A 21877-nucleotide genomic window follows, 5' to 3' on the forward strand; every position below is an offset into this window, starting at 1 on the left:
CAAACTACTGAACCTTCACTTTCACACCTTCCGAATGACTTGAAAACTCAGGTGCATACATACACTGGATTGTTGTAATACCGTTTGAGAAATCTCCTTTGTGAGTAACTCGCAATGGATACTCAAATACATAAGTTCCTTTCGGCAGCCAATCCATAAAGAAATTTGTTGCAACGTCACGAGTGTTTTCGTAATAATATAAACCATCCTGATATTTGTGTTGAGAGAGAACATTTATCGGTTCAAATCCAGCAGCTCTCATATCTTTCAGATGAACAAATTCCATATCACGGTCAACACGGATCTCAATTCTAACTTTTACCAGATCTCCCGGCTTCAACTTTGTGTTTTCATCAACCGGAGTGATTTTCTTTCCTGTTGGAGAATCCAGTTCCAAAAATAATTTCTTATTTATCTTCAGTGGAGTTTCAGCAAAAGTAATTTTATCAAGCTGTTCATAATACTGCCAGTACAAAGAACCCCACGCAACAACATTATTATTATTTGTTACAGTCACTTCTCCCATTTCAGGTTTTATCTCTTCACCCTTCCAGGAGGTTTTGAAATATCCCGTTCCAGCTTCAATATGAATTTCAGGATTGTTGAGAAGATCAAGCTTCTGTCCGCCGATTTTTATGTCAGGCATTTTTGTATCAGACAACCAATCACTTCCTCTTAACAAAAGTGCATAGCAAGCTTCTGCAGTTGCTTTGGTTGTTTTCCAATCCTGAACCTGTTTTTGTTTAAGCAGCCAGACTTTCATATCATCAACTGACTTCTGATCTTTTGTAATCTCATCAACTGCTTCAATTAACAACGACTGAGTTTCAATCGGTGCCTGATACCAGTACCATCCCCATTCTTCTTTAAAATACATTCCCATTTCATCATTGAATACAGCATTCTCAATAATCGATTTGATAATTGCTTTTGCAGTCTTTGCATCATACATTCTGTAAAGAGCGAGTGCAATCATTCCCTGCATATATTTATTATTAGTCAGCCAATATTTTTGTGCCTGACCTTTCCAGTAATCAAATGCTTCTTTGTATTTATCATCGACAGGAATATCAAGATAGTAACTTCGTCCATAAAGATAATGTGCCTGGATGTAACTGATATTTTTATGCTCAAGAATTCCGTGCTTCTTTATCCATTCATAATCTTCATACATTCTTGCATCTGTGTAAACAACTGCTTTACGAAGCATTTCCCACGTTGTAGGATTTTCACGAATATCTTTTATTCCAAGTCTTTCCAGATGACCCATTCCAACAACAATATATTGAGTGATGAAACGGTTTTCAGGAAGTCCCGGGAACCAAGGCCAGCCGCCGTTTGAATATTGCATCTCCTGAATTTTCTTTTCAGCACGAGCCATTTCATCAGCCATCTTTACAAGATCAAACAGAAGTCCAACTCTTCTTTTTCTTTCACTTTCATCCTGAGCATCGAGCACCCACGGAGTTTCTTCAAGCAATGCAGATTTTAATTCCTGATTCTTTTCAAGATTTGAAAGAAGAGCTTCTTTATCAACTTCTTTCCAGCTATCAAAAACTTTTTTGATTTTCGGACTTGAGTTTGCAATATGAGTTGCAATACTGTTTGCATAAAATCTGTTAAACACCTGCTCAATACATTCGAACGGATATTCCATCATATACGGCAATGCCTGGATTGCATACCACGCTGGATTTGCAGTGAACTCAAGGGTAAGATTATAATTCTGCAAAGTTGTTGAATTATTTTCCATTAATTTTTTCAGAATGAAAGTTTTTGTTTGATTTCCTCTGACAGGAAGAGGAAGTGTCTCTGTTACAAGCATTCTGTTTAAAAGAATTGGAAGAGCATTTTCTTCACCATCGGAATGTTTGTCTGACTTTGCAATTACTCTGTAAACAATCGCTTCAACTTTTCCGAGAGGAACTTTTAATCTCCAGTTTAATCCTTCGCTCATTCCTTTTTCTGCCGAGAATAATTTTACATTATCAGAATTTTCAAAAAGTGCATCAACTGGTTTCATTGTAAATGCATCAAACAACTGCAATGTTGCTGAACCTGAAATTGAACTGTCGGAAAGATTGCTGACTTTTGCTGTGAAATAAATTTCATCTCCTTCTCTTAAAAATCTCGGAGGATTCGGCATTATCATCAAGTCTTTCAGAGTTACAGCTTCATTGTAAACAATCGCACTCTTCAAATCTTTTGTGAGAGCGAAGCCCATAAATTTCCAGCGAGTCAATGCTTCAGGGACTGTGAATGAAATTATTATTTCGCCTTTTTCATTTGTTCTTAATTCAGGATAGAAGAAAGCTGTTTCATTCAGATTTTTTCTGATAGAAACTCCCTCCATTTGCTTTTCACCTGATTCGGACGGCGGTACTCCGGGCAGTTTTTCTCCATTCATTTTTTCTTTTCCAGCTGAATCCTTTTCTTCAACGATACCACTTTGACTTTCACTGTATAAAGAAAGTTCATCACTTATCGCAGATTTGTTGGTAACCATATCCATTCTTCCTTCACGGTAACCATATCCATATCCAAATCCATAAAAATAAAATCCGAAGTTGTTGATGTATGGATAATAGATGGAATGTCTGTAATAGTAATCGTTCCAACCTTCATTATAAAAAGATGAACTTACACTTTGAAAATTATTATCTGCTGTCCAGTTATATCTTGAATAGTAATAAGGATAAACATTAAAGCCCCAATAATTTGCTGCAAACACATCGAGAGAAGCATCATACATTGAAGCAAGAAGTTCAGCTGCAACTGCATCACCATTTGGTCCGGAGATTTTCAGTTTCCATTCTTCACTTGAACCTGGAAGAAGTTTGCTTCTGAAAGTTTCGAAATAAATTTTTAATTGCTTATTTGTCCATGGGACCGAAATTATTTTTGTAATAATATATGGTTCATTATTAATAATGGCTGAAATATGAGCCACAATATTTCCGCGATACTCTTCTTTAATCGGTATTTCTATTTTCTTCTGCTCATTATCAAGCTCAATCCATTCTTTCCTGATTATCTTTCCATCGTACTCTAATTCGAAAAGTGCTTTCACATCTTTTTCAATTGAACCGAGATAAAGAGTTACAGTTTCACCGGGCTCATAACTATTGGCCCCCTCTAAATCTCCCCCAAAGGGGGAGACTTTAGTTAAATGAACCCATATACTTTCATTTAATGGAGTTTTGTCGGATTCAGGATCAAACAGAGTAAAATATTTTTCGAGTTCAACCGGAGTTCCGTTTTTGTCTTTTGTTTTCAGAAACAGGACATACTTGCCCGGCTGCCATTCAGTTTGGTTTTTGAAAGAAATAAATGAACTGTCAACAGTTGTGAAACTTGTTGTAAATTCTTTTCTTTCCTTTTCCCAGTTGAAGTATTCATTCTCTTCATTATAAATATCGTGTGAGAAAGTTTTATAAAATTCTTCTTTCGTCATTAAGAATTTATCCGGTTTTGCCCAAAGTCTGTTTCTGAAAATTCTGTCAGGATTTTTCAAACGATAAACTTCAATCGATATTTGTGCAGGCTCAAACAAGCCGTTTAGATTTGTAGTTGAAACCTGATATTTATCAATATTATATGAGTTGATTATTTCAGGAATATCAACGTTTGCAACTAATGCTACATAACCTGCACTCACATAAGTCTGAGCAGAATGAGTTTCTCCTGTTACGTCAATTACATCAGCATAAACAGTGTAGCTGAAAACCGGTTTTGTTTCTTTCGGTATTGAAAGATCAGGAACCAGATCAAACTCAACTTTGAATTTTCCTTCCTTATCTGTTGTTGTAACTCCATTTGTAATTTCCATTTCACTGTATCTTCCCCAGAACCAGTTGTAATACCATCGCCATCTGAAATCGTAATATGGAAAATAAACTGTACGAACAACTCTGAATTTCACATCAACATCATTCAGGTTTGCACCGGAATATGTTTTCGCAAATCCGTCAACTGTAACTTTATCATTTAAAGAATAGCTTCCCTTTATTGGATCAAACTTTACTTCAAACTTTGGTCGTTTGTATTCTTCAACTCTGAACGATTGTGAACCATTTTCATTTGAGATCATATACTGTCCGCCGATTTTTCCAACAGGAATCGTAAACTTTCCATTAAAAGTTCCATATTCGTTTGTTGTGAAAGTTGCTTCAGTGATTTTCTGATAATTCGCATCGAAAAAAGTAACAGTTGTGGTTTGGTTTGTAACAACCTTGTGATCTTTTTTGTCATCGGTATTTATCATCAAACCTTTGAAATAAACAATTTGTCCGGGACGGTAAATCGCTCTGTCGAGATAAAAGAAAGTTGTGTTTCGTTTTTCGGTTCTTTCCTGGTAAGAATAGGAATAGAAATTCTGCGATTCGAATTTATCCTTTCCATTTATGAATACAACTTTGTAAGTGTTGTACTGATTATCATCTTTTTTGAATTCGAATCCACCATCTCCATCAGTCTTTCCCGTTTTCAGTTTGAAAAACTGATACTCTCTTGCATCCTGCACATATTTTTGTCCATAGACTTCAACTTTAATATTTGAAAACGGATTGCCGGATTTTCTATCAAGTGCATAAAACACAACTTTGTTTTCGTCTGTATCTTTCCTGATGTAACTGATATTTGTAATCCAGATTTTGCTGTAACCAACTGCATTTTTTATATAAGAAAATTCAGGATCGGTTCCGACGAGAATAAGATATTGTCCGACCGATAAAGCAGGCATTTTTATTTCAACACTGTGTGACTGAAAATCTTTATCATCCGGCAGATTGACGTACCAATCCTGAATAGATTTCTGAGATGCATATCGTTGATAAAGTTTTTGCGCGTCAAGTTTATTTTTTGTTGGATCTAATGATTCATTCCACGGAATTATGCGAATAAATATTTTGTTTACATTTTTATAAGTCACCAAACCAAGAAATGTCTGATCAGGAAGATTTCCGTTTTCAGTTTGAACACTCAAACTTTTTTGCAATATCGTATTCTGAAGCCATCTGCATTCCTCTGCACCAAAAGTATCAGGAAATTTTTCAATCGTAGAATTACAAATTTCAAGAGCTTTCTTTATTTCCCATTTGTAATTATCTGAACCATTCGGATCATACTTCATTCCTTCGCTGTAATGATATTGTGCAATGTTAAATGAAATGAGAGATGAATACGGCACTTGCTGATTTCGTTTCTCCATTTTTAGCAAAGCATTCAGATACAAGCTGTCTTTCTGAGCATTTACACTTTCACTTCTCACAAAATTCAATCTTGCAAGATCAACATCTATCAAAGCATCTTTTTCTTTATCATCAAGATGAAGGGCAATTAATTTTTGGTAAAGCTGAATAGCATAAAATTTTAGTGAGAGAGAATCTTTTGTGGAATATTTTATTTCGACAAAATTATCTGCGGGAGAAAAATCATCTTCACTCTTCAATTCAAATTTGTAAACTGGCTGCGTAACTGATGCTTCATCATTCACAAAAAATGCAAGTGCCTGATGAGCAAGAAGATCATACAAAGTCGGACGGAGATAGGAATGTTCCGTTGTTCCGTAAACGAGAATATCTTCAAACTCCTTTATTGGGATTTTCTTAAGCTTGTCGCTTTCTTCAAGTGAAGCGTGAAAATATTTTGTGATTTCTCTGATAAGTCTCGAAAGATCCCAGGTTTGAAAGCCTGCATCGCCGTCAGGCAGGTCTTCATTATCAAAATTTACTGTTTCAGTTCTTTGCTGAAATCTCCAACGGTTATTCTGATAATACTGCCAGTAAATATTTGCAAGAATTGATTCGAGAATTGCATTTGCAGGAAACGAAGCAGAATCAATTTCAGCTTTTACATCGTTAACAATTTTAACGTGACTATCTTCTTCAATGTAGTTGCCGTATTTCAGCTTATAAAAAATTGATTTGATAAATTGCGGCTGGTTGTTGTCTTTTTTTGCTGCTTCATAGATTTCTTCAACAACTACAAGCGCTGAGCGAGTTAAACCCTGCTGTTCAAGTGAATCAACAGTTTTCCACGCAGATTTGTAATCATCTTTGAATTGGTAAACGAATTCATTCTCGTCGGAAGTATCTAAAAAATTCATTTCAGGGATTAAATTTGAAAATGACAAGAAAAGAAATGCTATTGGAAGAACAAGCAGGAGTTTGTAAATCCGGCTTTTGACTGAAATAGATCTGTTTTTCATTGCAGCTACCTTTAATTTTTTCATTTATCTAAACTCTCATTTTAATTACTAATAATACACGAATTGTCATTCTGGCGATCCCGACGAAGTCGGGAGAGTCCAGAATCTGAATATTATTTAGTTATGTCAGATTCCAGACAACCTGCCTACCGGACAGGCAGGGCCGGAATGACAACAACAAACATTAATTTCACCAGAGTTTTACTTTCAGGAAGAAAATACGTTCCCGTCCAAGGCACTCCTTCCGAGAAATTATTTTTTTACTTGTAGAAATTTAATGATAAGAGAAGTGAAATGAGACAGAATTGGCGGGATATTTAATTATTGATTGGGAGCTATAAGCTTTTCAAACATCTCAATCTCAGTTGCAGTAGTAACTTTAAAATTCAGCATTGAGCCTTCAACAATATTAATATCTATTCCAAGCTCTTTAATTAACATCGATTCATCGGTACCGATAAAATTCTTTTCATACGCTTTCTTCATAGCTTTCATAAGATCACCGTATTTAAAAATTTGCGGTGTCTGCACGTAATACATTTCTGATCTGTCAATATACTCACTGACAAGCTGATCGCCTTTCAGCAAAGTATCTCTTGCTTTCAGGCAGACTAGAGCATTACCTTTTTCTTTTGCAGTGTTTATTGCTTTTGTAAGAATTGAATCGGGAAGTAAAGGTCGGGCTGCATCATGAACTAAAATCAAATCATCATTTAGGCGGGCGTAGTCGTCAGACGAAGCCCCCTCAGTTTTGATTGCTTTGAGAGCATTGTAAACCGAATCCTGTCTTTCTTCTCCGCCCTCAACAACCTTTGAGATTTTGGTGAGATTAAATTTCCTTTTTATCTCATTCAGCAAAGGAAAGTATTCTTTTTCGGCCGAGATAATAATTTCGTCAACAAGATTATTCATTTGAAAAACTTCAAGAGTGTAAACAATCAACTCTTTGCCATGAAACTTCAAATACTGTTTCGGAGTTTCGGTTCCGCTTCTCTTTCCTTTCCCGCCAGCAGGAATTACAACAAATACATTCACTCAAGCTCCATAGTTGCATGAATGCATGGCTGCATGTTTTTAAAAGTATTTGTTTTGATTGTAGAATTCATAAAATATTATTTAACCATACAATCATGCATTCATACATACATGCATATACGTATTCAGAGAATTAACATTGCATCGCCATAACTAAGGAAGCGATATTTTTCTTTAAGAGCTTTTTTATACGCTTTCATTATTAAATCGGTGCCAGCAAGAGCACAAACAAGCATTAACAATGTTGATTCAGGAACGTGAAAATTTGTAATAAGTTTTTTTGTGATCTTAAAATCATAAGGTGGGAAAATAAACTTATCTGTCCATCCGCGATTTTGTTTTAAAAATCCATCCGCAGTTGTGCTTGTTTCAAGTGCACGACAGGTACTTGTCCCTACAACAAAAATATTGTGCTTCTGGTGCATTGCGTGGTTTATTATTTCAGCAGTCTTTGCAGGAATTTCGAAGAACTCAGAATCCATTTTATGTTTGGTTAAATCCTCAACTTCAACTGGTCGAAAAGTTCCTAAACCAATATGAAGAACAACAGGAGCAATAATCACGCCTTTCTTATGTGCTTTTTGCAAAAGTTGTTTTGTAAAATGAAGCCCTGCAGTTGGAGCTGCAACCGCACCATCAACTCGTGCAAATACTGTCTGATAATCTTCTTTATCAGATGGTTCAGCTTCTCTTTTGATATAAGGAGGAAGCGGAGTCAATCCGATTTTTTCAACGGCTTTAAAAATATTTCCCGGTTGATTAAACCTGATTGTTCTTCCGCGGGAAGTTGTGTTATCGATTACTTCACACCAGAGTTTGTCATTAAAGTAAATTTTGTTGCCGATTCTTACTTTTCTGGCAGGGTCAACAATTACATCCCAGATGGCTTCTTCAGTATTAAGCTCTCTTAAAAGAAACACCTCAATCTTCGCATTAGTCTTTTCTTTCTTTCCATATAATCTTGCCTGGAACACTCTGGTTTCATTCACTACCAGCACATCGCCTTTAGACATATAATCAACTACATTTGAAAATCTTTCTGAGTTAAGTTCACCGGTTTCTCTGTTTACAACCAAAAGTTTTGATTTGTCTCTCGGTGAAACCGGATATTTTGCAATTTGTGTTTTTGGCAGATTATAACTGAAATCTGATAACTTCATCATTTTTCGTCCTTCGAATTGTTTTTATAATATGCTGTCTTAAACTACTGTCAGTCTGAGCAGTTCATCAAGTTCACTATAAACTTTGTCGAAGACTGACATTTAATAATTTAACTTTTATAAAGTCACACTCTAACTTCGCACAGTGTAACTATAAAATAATATATAAGACACAATCTGATTCGTATTTTACTTCTTCTTCTTTAAAGTCGATTTTTTAAACTTTTGCTCGTTAACAACTGCACGAGCTGCAGCAAGTCTTGCAATCGGAACTCTGAACGGAGAACAACTTACGTAATCAAGTCCGGTTCTGTGACAAAATTCTACTGACGATGGTTCACCGCCGTGTTCACCACAAATTCCAACTTTCAGATCTTTACGTACTGATCTTCCCTTCTTCGTTCCCAATTCAACAAGCAAACCTACACCGGTTTGATCAATTGCTTCAAATGGATCTGTTGGTAAGATATCTTTCTCGACATATAGAGGAAGGAATCTGCCAGCATCATCTCTTGACAATCCAAATGTTGTTTGAGTAAGATCGTTTGTTCCATAGCTGAAGAACTCTGCTCTGCTTGCAATTTCATCTGCGGTTAAAGCAGCTCTTGGAAGTTCAATCATCGTTCCAACCATATAATTTATCTTTTTTCCTTTTTCCTCCATCACTTCTTTTGCAGCTTTTCTCACTATTTCTTCCTGCAAAATAAATTCTTTGATGTGACCAACGAGCGGAATCATAATTTCTGGTTTAACAGGAATTCCTTTCATTGAAACATTGACTGCGGCTTCTATGATTGCTCTTGCCTGCATTTCGGTAATTTCAGGATAAACTACTCCGAGTCTGCATCCTCTGAAACCAAGCATCGGATTAAATTCATGAAGACTCTCGATCTTTTGTTTCAATTTATTTGCATCGATTCCAAGTTCCGAAGCAAGTTCTGCAATTTCTTTTTCGGTGTGAGGAAGAAACTCATGTAATGGCGGATCGAGAGTTCTGATTGTAACCGGTTTGCCTTTCATTACTTCAAATATTCCTTCAAAGTCACTTCGCTGCAACGGAAGAAGTTCAGCAAGCGCAGCTTTTCTTTCTTCAAGAGTATCAGATACAATCATCTTTCTGACTGAAGTAATTCTATCACCGCCAAAAAACATATGTTCAGTTCTGCAAAGACCAATTCCTTCTGCACCAAATGCAATTGCATTTTGTGATTGATCCGGCTGATCTGCATTAGTTCTGACTCTCATTCTTCTTATTTCGTCAGCCCATTTCATCAGGCTTGAGTAAGTCTGGTAAACAGAAGATTCTTTTGGCTGCATTGTTTGAGAGATAAGCACCTGAATTACTTCAGATGGTTTAGTTTCCAGTTTACCTTTAATCACTTCGCCAGTTGAACCATCAATTGAGATAAAATCTCCCTCACGTATTACATCATTCTTTCCTTCAACCCCGATTGTTCTTTCCTTGTAATTTATTTTCAAAGAGCCGCATCCGGCAACACAAACTTTTCCCATTTGTCTTGCAACAAGTGCTGCATGAGAAGTCATTCCACCGCGAGCAGTCAAAATTCCTTCGGAAGCATTCATACCTTTAATATCTTCAGGAGAAGTTTCTATTCTCACGAGAATAACTTTATCACCTTTTGATGCCATTTGCTCTGCGTCCTCAGCACTGAGCGCAACTTTTCCAGAAGCAGCGCCAGGACCAGCATTCAAACCTTTTGCAAGTAATCTTCCACCGGAAATAGCCTTGTTCTTTTCAGTCTGATCAAAAATCGGTCTTAATAATTGATTCAACTGGTTAGGTTCGATTCTGCCGATTGCATCTTCCCTGGAAATTAATTTTTCCTTCACCATATCAACAGCCATTTTAATAGCTGCAAATCCTGTTCTCTTTCCAACACGACATTGAAGCATCCAAAGTTTTCCCTGTTGAATCGTGAACTCAATATCCATCATATCTTTATAATGTTTCTCAAGTATTTTTCTGAAATCATCAAGCTGTTTATAAATTTTCGGATCTTCTTTTTTCAACTCGGAAATCGGATGAGGAGTTCGTGTTCCGGCAACCACATCTTCTCCCTGCGCATTGAATAAATATTCTCCATAAAAAATATTATCACCTGAAGCAGGATCGCGTGTAAACGCAACACCCGTGCCTGAATCTTCTCCCATATTTCCAAAGACCATTGACTGAACGTTAACCGCTGTTCCCCAATCGGCAGGAATATTGTTAAGCTTTCGATAAACGATTGCTCTTTCATTCATCCAAGAACCAAACACAGCACCAACTGCACCCCAAAGCTGATCCATTGGGTTATCAGGAAAATCGTAACCGGTTTTTTCCCTGATTGCTGCTTTGAATTCTTCAACTAATTCTTTTAAATGATCAGCAGTTAAATCAGTATCAAGTTTGAATCCGTGTTTATGTTTTTTCTTATCAAGTATAACTTCAAATGGATCCTCATCGTGTTTGTCAACGGGTTTTAATCCAAGCACAACATCGCCGTACATCTGAACAAATCTTCTGTATGAGTCATAAGCAAAACGAGGATTGTTTGTTTTCTTAATTAATCCCTGTACAGTTACGTCATTCAGTCCAAGATTTAAAATTGTGTCCATCATTCCTGGCATTGAAGCACGAGCACCACTTCTAACAGAAAGAAGAAGCGGGTTTACAGAATCTCCGAACTTAGCACCCATTTCCTTTTCAACTTTGTTCAAAGCTGAGAGAACCTGTGCTTTCAATTCTTTTGGATACTTTTTGTTATTATCATAATAGTAGGTACAGACTTCAGTTGTAATAGTGAATCCGGCAGGTACTGGTAAAGAAATATTTACCATTTCCGCAAGGTTGGCGCCCTTTCCGCCAAGTAGTGATTTCATCTCTGCTTTTCCATCGGCTCTTTTTCCTCCGAAAAAGTAAACATATTTTCTGGGCATTTATATTTCCTCCGAAATTAGATTATTTTGTGAAATATGCGCTAAAAAAAATTTTCAGACTCCAAAGATAAAGCCTTTAAAGCCTTCTTCATCATCAAGAGCAAATTTTATTTTTAAATAATATATATCGATGTCGTCCATCTCACGTGAAAATCTGGTCAATTTTACAGCATCCTTCTCAGTTGTAACCACTGAATGTGAATTTGTTGAATAAAACAACTGTCGGATACGCTGAATATCATCGTATGAATATCTTTTATGATCTTTAAATATCAGCTTATTCTGAGTATCAACATTTGTTTGCTTTAAGATGTTCAGGAAGGAAAATGGAGTTGCTATTCCTGAGACAACAAGACTTTTTTGACCCTGGAATTCTTCAAGATTAAGTTCCGTGTTATGTTTTACATCGAAGAAGCTAATAGCTTTATAATATCCAGTAAAAACCTTTTTACCCTGAAAATATTGTTTGAGATTCCCGGGAATATCTTTTTTCTGCATAAACTTCCTGTTAATAATAACAAGGTCTGATCTTTTAATTGATGAAAAAGATTCACGCATCACACCGGTTGGCAGCAAATTATGAGTGAAAAAATTTTTTTCTGTTAAAAATCTTTGGTCTATAATTAGAATATCAGCATCTCTTTTTATCCAGCGATGCTGAAAAGCATCATCGAGAACAATTGTATTTACACCGGTATCTTTAATTAATTTTTCAGCACCTTTCACTCTGTTTTCTGAAACGGCGGCAGGCACTGAACACTCAAGAACTGTATGATAAATTTCGTCTCCGGCTTTTTCGACAGTTGTTAAAAAATTTTTACCATCGGAAACCAGAATATAACCACCTGACTTTCTTCCATAACCTCTGCTTAATACTCCTACTTTATTCCCGGCATGCTTTAACAAACTCGTGAGGTAAATTGTTACAGGAGTTTTTCCAGAACCTCCGAATGTAATGTTGCCAACAGAAAATACTTTTGCATCAACTTTTATGCACCTTAATATATTTTTATCAAAGAGAAAATTTCTCAACCATATTGCAAAAGCATAAACAGGTATAAATGGATATAATATAACTTTTAATAAATTCATTTTAATTAATAGTCTGAGCTTGCTGCTGGAGTTTGTTCAGATCTTCTTCACACTTAGCGATCCGGGCAGAAGTTTCTTCGTATGAAAGAGTTTTATCAATATAAATTGGATCAGAATAAATTATTTTTACAGTTGAAAAGAAGTAAGGGATTTCAAATTTGTCCCAGTTGCTTAAAATTTTTTTCTTCTTAAATCCAACTCCGGCAAGCACAATTGGTATTCCGGATTTTTTCGCAGTGATTACGGCACCAGCTTTAAATTTATGTTTTGGTCCGCGCGGACCATCAGGTGTAATCGCTATTGAATATTTATTTTTTGCATAGTCCACCATTATTCCAAGTGCAACATCGCCTCCGGTACTGCTTGAGCCGCGAACAACCTGATATTTCCAATTTTTCAAAATCTTTGCAAGAAGATCTCCATCCCGGCTTTTGCTCGTCAATGCAGCAAAATCTGCAGAACCATGTAAATACCAGGGAAGAATCATCGTTCCATGCCAGAAAGCAAGAACATAGTTTTGATTTTCTACTTTTAAATTTTCAATCACATCGTAATTCATTTTTATTATTTTCAAACTTTTGCAAAGTGCAGTAACAGCAAAATAAAGAAAACGATCGCCTAAAAATCTGAGTAAACTTTGTTTTGATTTTTTAAGGCTCATTCATTATTTCCAAAATAGTTTTGGCAGCTTTTTTCGATGCTCCACCGCTGCCAAGTTTTTCTTTGACAAATTCCAGCTTGTGCTTTATAGATTGATAGATTTTTTCATCTGAAATAATTTTTGAAGTTGTATTAAAAATATTTTCAGAGTTTGCCTCATTCTGAATTAATTCAGGAACAACCATTTTATCAAGTAAAATATTAACCATTCCGATCTTATCAAGTTTTATTAGCTGCTTTCCTATCAAATAAGTTAATGAACTTGTTTTATAAACTACTACCATCGGCAGAGTAAAATACCCAGCTTCCAGAGTTGATGTTCCCGACTTAATTATACCAAAGTAGGAATACTTCATCAATTCATAATTATGGTCTTCTATGAGTGTAAATTTTTCAGAAACTGAGAGATCACGAAAAACTTTCGCATCAATATTTTTTGATTTGGCAACAACAACCTGCAGATCAAATTTCTTTGCGAGCATATCAGCGGCTTTAATTGTTTCAGGAAAAATTTCTTTGACTTCCTGTTCCCTGCTTCCGGGCATCACGAGAAGAGTTTTCTTTTCTTCATCAAGATTATATTTTGCAAAAAAATCTTCCTTGCTAAAAAAATTGTACTGACTGATACGTTCCACCAACGGATGACCCACATATTCAACGTTTACTTTTTCATTGTTATAGAATTCAACTTCGAAGGGAAAAACAACCAACATTTTGTCAACAAATCGCTGAACTTTTTTAACTCTTCCTTTAGCCCAGGCCCAGATTTGCGGAGAGACGTAATAAATTATTTTTATTCCTCGTTCCTTTAATTTTTTTGCGATGTTAAGATTAAAACCCGGATAATCAATAAGAACAACACATCGGATATTCTCTTGAATTACAGTCTCAATAATTTTTTTTCGAACCTGACGAATAAAAGGTAAATGCTTTATGACTTCAACAAACCCAAGGATAGCCATTTGATCGGAATGATAAATTAAATTCATCCCGGATGATTTCATTCTGTCGCCACCAATACCGGTTATTATTAATTCTGGTTGAAGCGATTTCAACTCTCTGATTAAAGATGCACCTATCAAATCTCCTGAAACTTCACCAGTAATAATCAGTAATTTATTATTCGGAGAGTTCAAGTCTTTTATCCCCTGATCAACCAAAGAATAATCAGCAGCAATGAAACTCCAAGAAATGCCTGAAGACTTCTGGTTTCAGATTTTAATCCTGCTTTGGGATTATACGGCGGCTGAATTACCTGAGGATTTTTATATGGAAGTATTCTTGGAAAAAATGCAGGGACATTTTTACAGTAATCTTTGTACTGCTCTTTAAATTTCTCAACTAAATATTTTTCTTCTTCTTTGACTATGAAGTAATACTGAAACAAAAAAAATATTATCGCAATAATCTGCAAGTAGGGAAATAACGCAAAAGACATTATGCCAAGTCCGAGGTAAATCAGAATATTCCCAACATAAAGTGGATTACGAACAAAAGCGAAGGGACCACTTATTATAAGAAAAGTTCCACCAACACCACCGGTTGTTCTTGTTTCGCTTCCAGCCCAGCTAACGCCCCAATATCTTATTAGCTCACCAAGCAGCGCAACAATAAATCCGATGATTAAAGTAAATGGAGTTGATTGCTGAAAAATCAACATCAGAGCTAAAAACGGAATTGGTGTATAGCTTCTGTATTTAAATGCAACGGATGAAATATTGATCATTAATTTTTAAAATCTGTTATAAAATATTTTTTACTCTGCTAAAAACGCTTCGCGGCGTTTCAATTCTGCCTGATGTCTTTTCTTCAATCTTTTTTTTGACCGAAATTCATCAAGCCTGTTTATCACATCATCAAAATTTCTGTACGGAAAAAAAGTTATTCTGTTCATTTCACAAAATCGAAGGAGGTTGTCTTTCGCAAAAATGAAATCAACGTATTGAATTGCATCTATATCCGAGTTACCATCTCCGATATAAACCGTATAATCATCTTCACTGCTGTTTTCAATAATATGATTTTGTTTGCAGTTTGATGAATTTCTGCAATCACTGCTGAAGTATGGGAATGACGGGATCAATTTTCCCTGATCAGTCAGAATCAATTTATTGCTGTAAAATTTTAGATGTGATAAATTTTCTTTTCTGAAAATCTTTTCAATATAATAATCAAAACCATCGCTTAAAACGAAAACCGGATATCTGCAATCCTCACAATATTCAACAAAGTTTTGCAGTGTTGGTTCAACTTCGTGTGATAGTATAAAACGATCAAACTCGGTTTTATCCATTACAGATGCTGCATCACACAGATTTTGCCAGCATTCTCTCGAAGAAATTTTATCTGCAAGCAGATCATCAACTATTCTGCGTACAATTTCCTCATTAACATACTTTCTGAATATCTCTTCGCCAACATCTTTCTTCGTGATGGTTCCATCGAAGTCTAAAAATATTTTGAATTGTTTATCTGACAAAGTATTGATGGATTAAAGTTCTGAAATGATACGCTGATTTTCTGTTCAAATTTTAAACTTGTTGACTAAGCAACAACATTAATGTCTTCGTTAAATCTCACGCTAACTAATTTTGAAACTCCTTCTTCCTGCATTGTTACTCCATAAAGTGTTTCCGCCGCTTCCATTGTTCTTTTGTTATGAGTAACAACAATAAACTGTGTGTTCTCGCTAAACTGTTTGATCAGTCTTGTGAACCGGTCAATATTTGCATCGTCGAGAGGTGCATCAATTTCATCGAGGATACAAAACGGACTTGGTTTTACAAGATAAATAGCAAATAGTAACGCAATAGCAGTTAATGTTTTTTCTCCGCCTGATAATAGTTCAATTGAAGTAGGTCTTTTTCCTTTTGGCTTTGCAATTATCTCAATTTTACCTTCAAGAGGATCGGCTCCTTCTTCCAATTTCAGATCAGCTTCGTCACCTGGATCAAACAGTGACCTGAAAACTCTTATAAAGTTTTCTTTTATCTGATTAAATGTTTCAGCAAATTTTGCCTGAGCTGTGTGATTTATTTCTTCGATAGTTTTTACAATATCTTTTTCAGACTCAACCAGATCATCGCGCTGCTTATTTAGGAATTCAAGTCTATCGCGTTCTTCCTCGAATTCAGAATAGGCAAGCAGATTTATTGGCCCGAGATTACGAATTTTCTGCCGAAGATCATGAACTTCTTCTTTGCGGGGTTCAAATTCGAATGTATCATTATCATCAAATTTTTTCCGGTCAATCTTTATGGAATATTCTTCATTAATATGTTCGAGGAGATTATTCTTTTTGATTTCATACTCGTTCAGCTTTATTTCAAGATCCCTGTTAGCGTCAAGTATATTATCTTTTTCAATTCTTATTGTATTAATGTTCGAATCAATCACTGAACTTTCTGATCTTAAAGCATCATATTCGGTTTCAACTTTTTGAAGTTCTTCTATTATTAATTGTTTTTTATTTTCCAGATCACCGGCTTCCGACTCAAGTTTATTTATTCGAATATTTATTCCGGATACTTCTGTATGAGCAGCTTCAATGTCGTTTCTACGTGACCCGATTGATTTACCTGTGTTTTCAATATTTTCTTCTGATTGTGTGATTGTGTTACGAAGATTTCTTACTTCACCGAGACTTCTTTCAAGAGCTATTTTAATTTCATTCTCTTCAGCTACTAACTGGTCAAAATATAATTCGGCTTTCCTGTTTTCTTCTTCAAGCGAATGCAATTTCGATTCAGCCAGTGTTTTTCGATTTTGAATTTCTGCAAGCTGTGTGTTGATAATACTTTTATCATTATCAAGCTTATTAGACTCAGAGGCTGTATCCTGTATAAGCTGCCGGATTTTTTCAATCTCATCGTTGGCTTTTTTCTTTTCAAATTCAAATTGGGAAATTTGCTTATCAATATTGGCAAGATCATTTACCAGCATTCTTCCCTGATCAGAAAGAACCTTCAAATCAATTTTATCAATCCTCTCCTCATAATCAGAAATTTTCTTTGAGATATCGCTGAGTTCGATCTGCCTGGATGGAATTTCTTTTTTAATTTCCATTAAGAGTTGTCTTTTGCCAAACAGAGATTCGTCAACAACCGGGGAACCGCTTTCTATCAAACCCGTTCCTTCCGCAAGATCACCATCCAAAGTAACAAACCGGAAATCAGAATATTTCTGCGAGAGTGAAATTGCTGAATCAATATCTTTTACGACTGCAGTTTTCCCAAGTAATTTTTGGAAGTAATTTTTCCATTGAGCATCAACTTGCACAGCATCAGCAGCCCAAATCTTAAATGAACTCTCTGCTTTTATTTTCTTCTTCTGCCTGTTAGTAAAAAAATTCTGAAGATTGGTTATAAATCCTGAGCTTCCGTCGCCATTCTGCTTCAGATAGAATGATGCACGCCCAAGATTATTATTTTTCAGATGCTGAATTCCTTTCTTCAATTCTTCTAAAGAAGAAATAAGAATATCATTCACATTATTTCGTAGCGCAGCTTCTACAGCAGCCCGTAAATCATCGGAAGAATTTCCTGCATTTGCAAGGAGTGTTACTCTTCCATTCGCCCAGTTTTTAAGTTCCAGTAATGATTTGGTTCCCTGCGAAACGCCTTCAAGATTATCAACAAGATTTTGGATAAAGGAAATTTTATCGCTAAGGCTTTGCAGTATGCTGTTCAGTTCAAGTTCTTTCGCTTTGTAGTCATTCAACTCCTGTTCAAGTTTTTCTTTCTCCTGAGTTTTCTTTGCATAATTATCCTCAGCTTCATTTAACTTCGAAGAAACTTTTTCCTTTTCTTCTTTAAGATTTTCAAGGAAACCAACTGTTTTCGCAACATCACTTGTCAGATTCAGGATCCGTGTATTCAATTTGCCTATCTGAGAATTTCTGTCCTCAAGAGTTTTTGTAATGTTAAGAAGCTCGTTCTCTTTATCACTTACCTGTTTTAATCCTGAAACAATAACTTCAGAATGTTTTTTTACTTCGGCTCTTTTTTGATCAAGCAATGAACCTGCTTCTTCAATTTTCAGTTTAAGATCATCCTTTAATTCTCTTTTCTTATCTATCTCCTGTGTGAGTAATTCGGTTGAATGAAGCGCCTGAGCAATAATATTCCGTTTTGCTTCTGTCCGGCTGTTGAGTTCAATGATTTCATTTTCGTATCTGGAAATATTTAACTTAACTGAATTCTGTCTTTCCTTTGAAACAGAAATATCACTTCGCAATTTGTAAATACTTTCTGTTTGCTGATTTTCTTCAATCCGCTTGTTCTTAAGTTCAGTTTCATAGCTGGCAAGATTTTTTTTAATTGCATCAAGCTTTTCCGAGAGTAAAAATATTTCATCCTCACACTGTTTCTTTTTCTTATTATTTTCAACCTTATTCTGAATTATCTCTTCGGCTTTGTCAAGAAACCATGCATATTCGCGCTCAGCAAGTTCAAGCTCGATTTCTTTCAATCTTGAGGATAGTTGGTTATATCTATCAGCCTTTTTTGCTTGTCTTTCAAGGCTGGAAACATTTTTAGCAACTTCACTTACAATATCATTAACGCGAGTAAGATCGCTCATTACTTCTTCAAGTTTTCTAAGTGCAAGTCTTCTTCTCAATTTATATTTATTTACACCGGCAGCTTCTTCGAACATGGTTCTGCGTTCCTCAGCTTTGCTGCTAAGAATAGTTTCAACCATTTTCAATTCGATAACAGAATATGCATTTGCACCAATACCTGTATCCATAAAAAGATTAGTAATGTCTTTTAAGCGGCAGATGTTTTTATTCAGCAGATATTCGCTTTCGCCGGAGCGGAAAATTCTTCTGGTAATTGTCACATCAGTATATTCGGTTGGAAGTATGCCTTTTGTATTCTCTATAATGAGTGAAACTTCTGCCATTCCCATCGGTTTTCTGGTTGAAGTTCCATTGAAAATAACGTTTTCCATTTTATCGCTTCGCAATGTGCTGCTTCTTTGTTCGCCAAGACACCATCTGATTGCATCCACAATATTAGTCTTTCCACAGCCGTTTGGTCCCACAATTGAAGTAACGCCTTCGTGGAATTTTATCGGTGTTTTCTGCGCAAAAGATTTAAATCCAAATATTTCAAGCTTTGATAAATACAAATCTGACCTTTAAAAAATATTAAACTGTTTCGTTGCAAAAAGCAGATACTGAATAGTTGAATATTTGAGTTCATAATAAAATAAAACAACACCAATCAAAGCAAGAATGAAAAGAATACTATAGAGATAAACCGATCCCGGTTTTGAATCAAACAGAACATGTATTCCCTTCATCAGTCTGTAAAGAACCCATAAGTTAATGGCAATAAGTCCGAGATAAACATAAGAATTTATATCACCAGTAAACAATAGTCTGTATAAAATTATTCCAACAGGAATAAGTAAAACTACAGGAAGCATCGCCCAAATAAATGTAAAATAAACACTGATAATGTAAACTCGTGTCTTAACAAACATTGAGGCAATCTTAATAATCAGGGCAATGATGACAAAGAGAACAATGTTAAATACAGTGAGCCACAATATTGCCATTGTAGGATGCCATGCCAGATAATTAACTACATGCATTAGCATCGGACTGGCAAAAGCAAGAAGCAGATTTTCAAAAACCAGACTGGTTTTCAGATGAAATAAAACATTGCTTACGATAAGTGCAACAACAGCGGCGATTATCAATCCAAGTAAAGTAGTTTGTGAAGCAGAAATTATTCTTTGATCCCGAACATCAGAAAAGAAATTATACGGACGAAGCAAAGCTCGCGAAGCATCTTCACGAAACTTTCTTCCGGAATTTACCAGAACTCCCATAAATATTGCCAGCAAAAGCCCAAAGACTATGAAAGTCATTGGTGAATCATCTTTTTTGCTGCCGATAGGGATTGTTACTTTTTCAAGATTATTCAACTTTGAATAAACTACTTTGTAGCTGATTCTGTTTTTACTGCGTTCTTCATCCATCAATCCGATTTTATATAAATTCCTTTCACTACCGCCGCAAAGAAGTGAGGAATAATCTCCACAATAATCATTAAATGAATTCAGAAAGAATGCAGGCGCTTTGATCTGATTGAGATAATCAAAAAATTCTTCATAATATTTTGCTTGCGCTTCAAAAGAAAATTCATTCAGATATCCATCGCTTCCCCCGATATAGACAGGATAAGAAACGGATGAAAAGAAAACTTTTCCTTTACCAATCTTGCTCTGAAGTTCTCTGATCTGTTCATCAAAACTGATTGGGTCATCGTAAAAAAATTCCAGACCATACAAATCAAGTTTGTCAATAACAGGAATGTTTGTTCCCCAAAATGAAGCGTAAGTAAGAAGATGGCTTCTTTCTTTTGCAGAATTAGCCAGAGTTGTTATCAACGAAATATGTTCTTCAAGTTCAGGAAGAAATGTTCCGCCAAAACCTATTGCTGCAAATGAAGAATAATCACCATAAAACGAAATGTAATTGTATAGAAACTCTTCGCTTCTGCTGATAAAACTTTCCTCTGAAGCAATTCCTTTGGGTACAGCGTTGATAGGAATTTCAAGAAATGCAAAGAGTCCGTACTTCGTACACAAACTAAGATAATATGGATGCACAGTACTTTTAGCAAACCGAACCGAATTAAATCCCGCTTCGTGTATCATTAAAATATCTCTTTCCATATCCTCGTAAGCAATCAGCCTGCCATAATTTTCAACGCCGGGATAGTAGGAAACTCCTTTTAAAGTATAATCAGCACCGTTGAGCTTAAATGATTCTTCTCCGTACTTGAGGTCATACAACGAAATCAATTTTATTTTTTGATCAATGAGTGAATCACCGTTGAATATCTGCTGTTTTAAAACGTACGAAGCTGGTGTTTCAGGAGTCCACAAAAGTGCTGAAGGAATATCAATTTTTTGTTTGATTGAAATATCCTTGTTGCGATCAAGCACAAATTTGAATTCAGATGTTTCTTTGACAAGATTTCCTGCCTGATCAGTTACTGCGATTACTAAATTATAAGAAGGGGAAATATCACCAACGATTGAATTTTCTCTGGATCTGTTATTTTTTATCAACGTCTCAATACTGAGCGAAGCATTTTTATAATCATGAGAAAATGAATTTTCAATTTTTTCTTTAACGATATAAAAATCCGGTTCCAGATGAATGTAAACATCACCTATTATTCCACCACGATTTTGTGGAAAGAGAAATCGCTGCTTCTGAGGGATAGTATTTTTAGAATTGAGTTCGTAAAGTAACTTCAGAGATAAAACATTTTTACTAGTGCTTTTTAAGATATCTCTCGGCAGTAAAATTCTGAATGGATATTCACCACCGCTGTGACGGTAAATAATAGTATTGTTCAGCGAAATATCAGCGGTATAATTTATTGAAAAGAAAACCAGTTCTAATGTGTTCTTTACTATCTGGTTTTTTGTCAGTTCAAATTCCTTTTCAAAAATTAATTCACCTTCACCTTCAAATATTGATGGCACTTTCACTTCCACCTTTGGTGCATCTTCATCTTTTGCTGATCGAACCGACCAATTTCCATTCAAAGGAATTATTGAACGGGTAGAACTGAGATCGAAAAAGAGTGAATCATTAGAACGAATTTTATAATCGGGAACTTCTTTAAAAACAACCTGACTGAATGAAAAATGAAAAGCAAATAGTGCAAGAAATCCTGACAATACCAGAAATCTTAAGGGGAAGGTTAACATCCGATAAGCGAATCCTTTGAAAAATTATAAAAAACGCACAAAT

General features: G+C 35.5%; 11 protein-coding genes. All 11 read right to left on the reverse strand.

Annotation, left to right across the window (positions count from 1 at the left end):
• Positions 1-4 precede the first annotated feature (4 nt).
• On the reverse strand, positions 5-6232 hold the full coding sequence (locus HND39_07785; protein QKJ96192.1) for a hypothetical protein: 6228 nt from the start codon (positions 6230-6232) through the stop codon (positions 5-7).
• 297 nt (positions 6233-6529) lie between these two features.
• Positions 6530-7243: a 2-C-methyl-D-erythritol 4-phosphate cytidylyltransferase gene (ispD, locus tag HND39_07790; protein ID QKJ96193.1), complete on the reverse strand. Its 714-nt coding sequence runs from the start codon at positions 7241-7243 to the stop codon at positions 6530-6532.
• A 125-nt stretch (positions 7244-7368) separates the two neighbouring features.
• Positions 7369-8403, reverse strand: a complete 1035-nt coding sequence (queA, locus tag HND39_07795; GenBank protein QKJ97929.1) for a tRNA preQ1(34) S-adenosylmethionine ribosyltransferase-isomerase QueA — start codon at positions 8401-8403, stop codon at positions 7369-7371.
• A 189-nt stretch (positions 8404-8592) separates the two neighbouring features.
• A complete protein-coding gene (locus HND39_07800) occupies positions 8593-11343 on the reverse strand; it encodes a pyruvate, phosphate dikinase (GenBank protein QKJ96194.1) in 2751 nt (916 codons plus the stop codon).
• Positions 11344-11397: 54 nt separating this feature from the next.
• Complete coding sequence (gene lpxK, locus HND39_07805; protein ID QKJ96195.1) at positions 11398-12435, reverse strand: tetraacyldisaccharide 4'-kinase; 1038 nt, start codon at positions 12433-12435, stop codon at positions 11398-11400.
• A 1-nt stretch (position 12436) separates the two neighbouring features.
• A complete protein-coding gene (locus HND39_07810) occupies positions 12437-13096 on the reverse strand; it encodes a lysophospholipid acyltransferase family protein (GenBank protein QKJ96196.1) in 660 nt (219 codons plus the stop codon).
• Complete coding sequence (gene lpxB, locus HND39_07815; GenBank protein ID QKJ96197.1) at positions 13086-14231, reverse strand: lipid-A-disaccharide synthase; 1146 nt, start codon at positions 14229-14231, stop codon at positions 13086-13088. Before lpxB ends, HND39_07810 begins: the two co-directional genes overlap by 11 nt.
• 5 nt (positions 14232-14236) lie before the next feature.
• On the reverse strand, positions 14237-14821 hold the full coding sequence (locus HND39_07820) for an isoprenylcysteine carboxylmethyltransferase family protein (GenBank protein QKJ96198.1): 585 nt from the start codon (positions 14819-14821) through the stop codon (positions 14237-14239).
• A gap of 30 nt (positions 14822-14851) precedes the next feature.
• Complete coding sequence (locus HND39_07825; GenBank protein QKJ96199.1) at positions 14852-15574, reverse strand: MtnX-like HAD-IB family phosphatase; 723 nt, start codon at positions 15572-15574, stop codon at positions 14852-14854.
• A gap of 65 nt (positions 15575-15639) precedes the next feature.
• The gene (gene smc, locus HND39_07830; GenBank protein QKJ96200.1) at positions 15640-19227 is read right to left on the reverse strand and encodes a chromosome segregation protein SMC; all 3588 of its coding nucleotides are present in this window, start codon (positions 19225-19227) and stop codon (positions 15640-15642) included.
• A gap of 9 nt (positions 19228-19236) precedes the next feature.
• Positions 19237-21834 carry a hypothetical protein gene (locus HND39_07835; protein QKJ96201.1) on the reverse strand — a complete coding sequence of 866 codons (2598 nt, stop codon included), beginning with the start codon at positions 21832-21834 and terminating at the stop codon, positions 19237-19239.
• Positions 21835-21877 lie beyond the last annotated feature (43 nt).

The organism is Ignavibacteriota bacterium, assembly GCA_013285405.1.
Taxonomy (GTDB): Bacteria; Bacteroidota; Ignavibacteria; order Ignavibacteriales; family Ignavibacteriaceae; genus IGN2.

Coding starts and splice junctions, on each gene's coding strand:
- HND39_07785 (QKJ96192.1), bottom strand. CDS start 6,232: ATGAAAAAATTAAAGGTAGCTGCAATGAAAAACAGATCTATTTCAGTC.
- HND39_07810 (QKJ96196.1), bottom strand. CDS start 13,096: ATGAGCCTTAAAAAATCAAAACAAAGTTTACTCAGATTTTTAGGCGAT.
- queA (QKJ97929.1), bottom strand. CDS start 8,403: ATGAAGTTATCAGATTTCAGTTATAATCTGCCAAAAACACAAATTGCA.
- HND39_07820 (QKJ96198.1), bottom strand. CDS start 14,821: ATGATCAATATTTCATCCGTTGCATTTAAATACAGAAGCTATACACCA.
- HND39_07800 (QKJ96194.1), bottom strand. CDS start 11,343: ATGCCCAGAAAATATGTTTACTTTTTCGGAGGAAAAAGAGCCGATGGA.
- lpxK (QKJ96195.1), bottom strand. CDS start 12,435: ATGAATTTATTAAAAGTTATATTATATCCATTTATACCTGTTTATGCT.
- HND39_07835 (QKJ96201.1), bottom strand. CDS start 21,834: ATGTTAACCTTCCCCTTAAGATTTCTGGTATTGTCAGGATTTCTTGCA.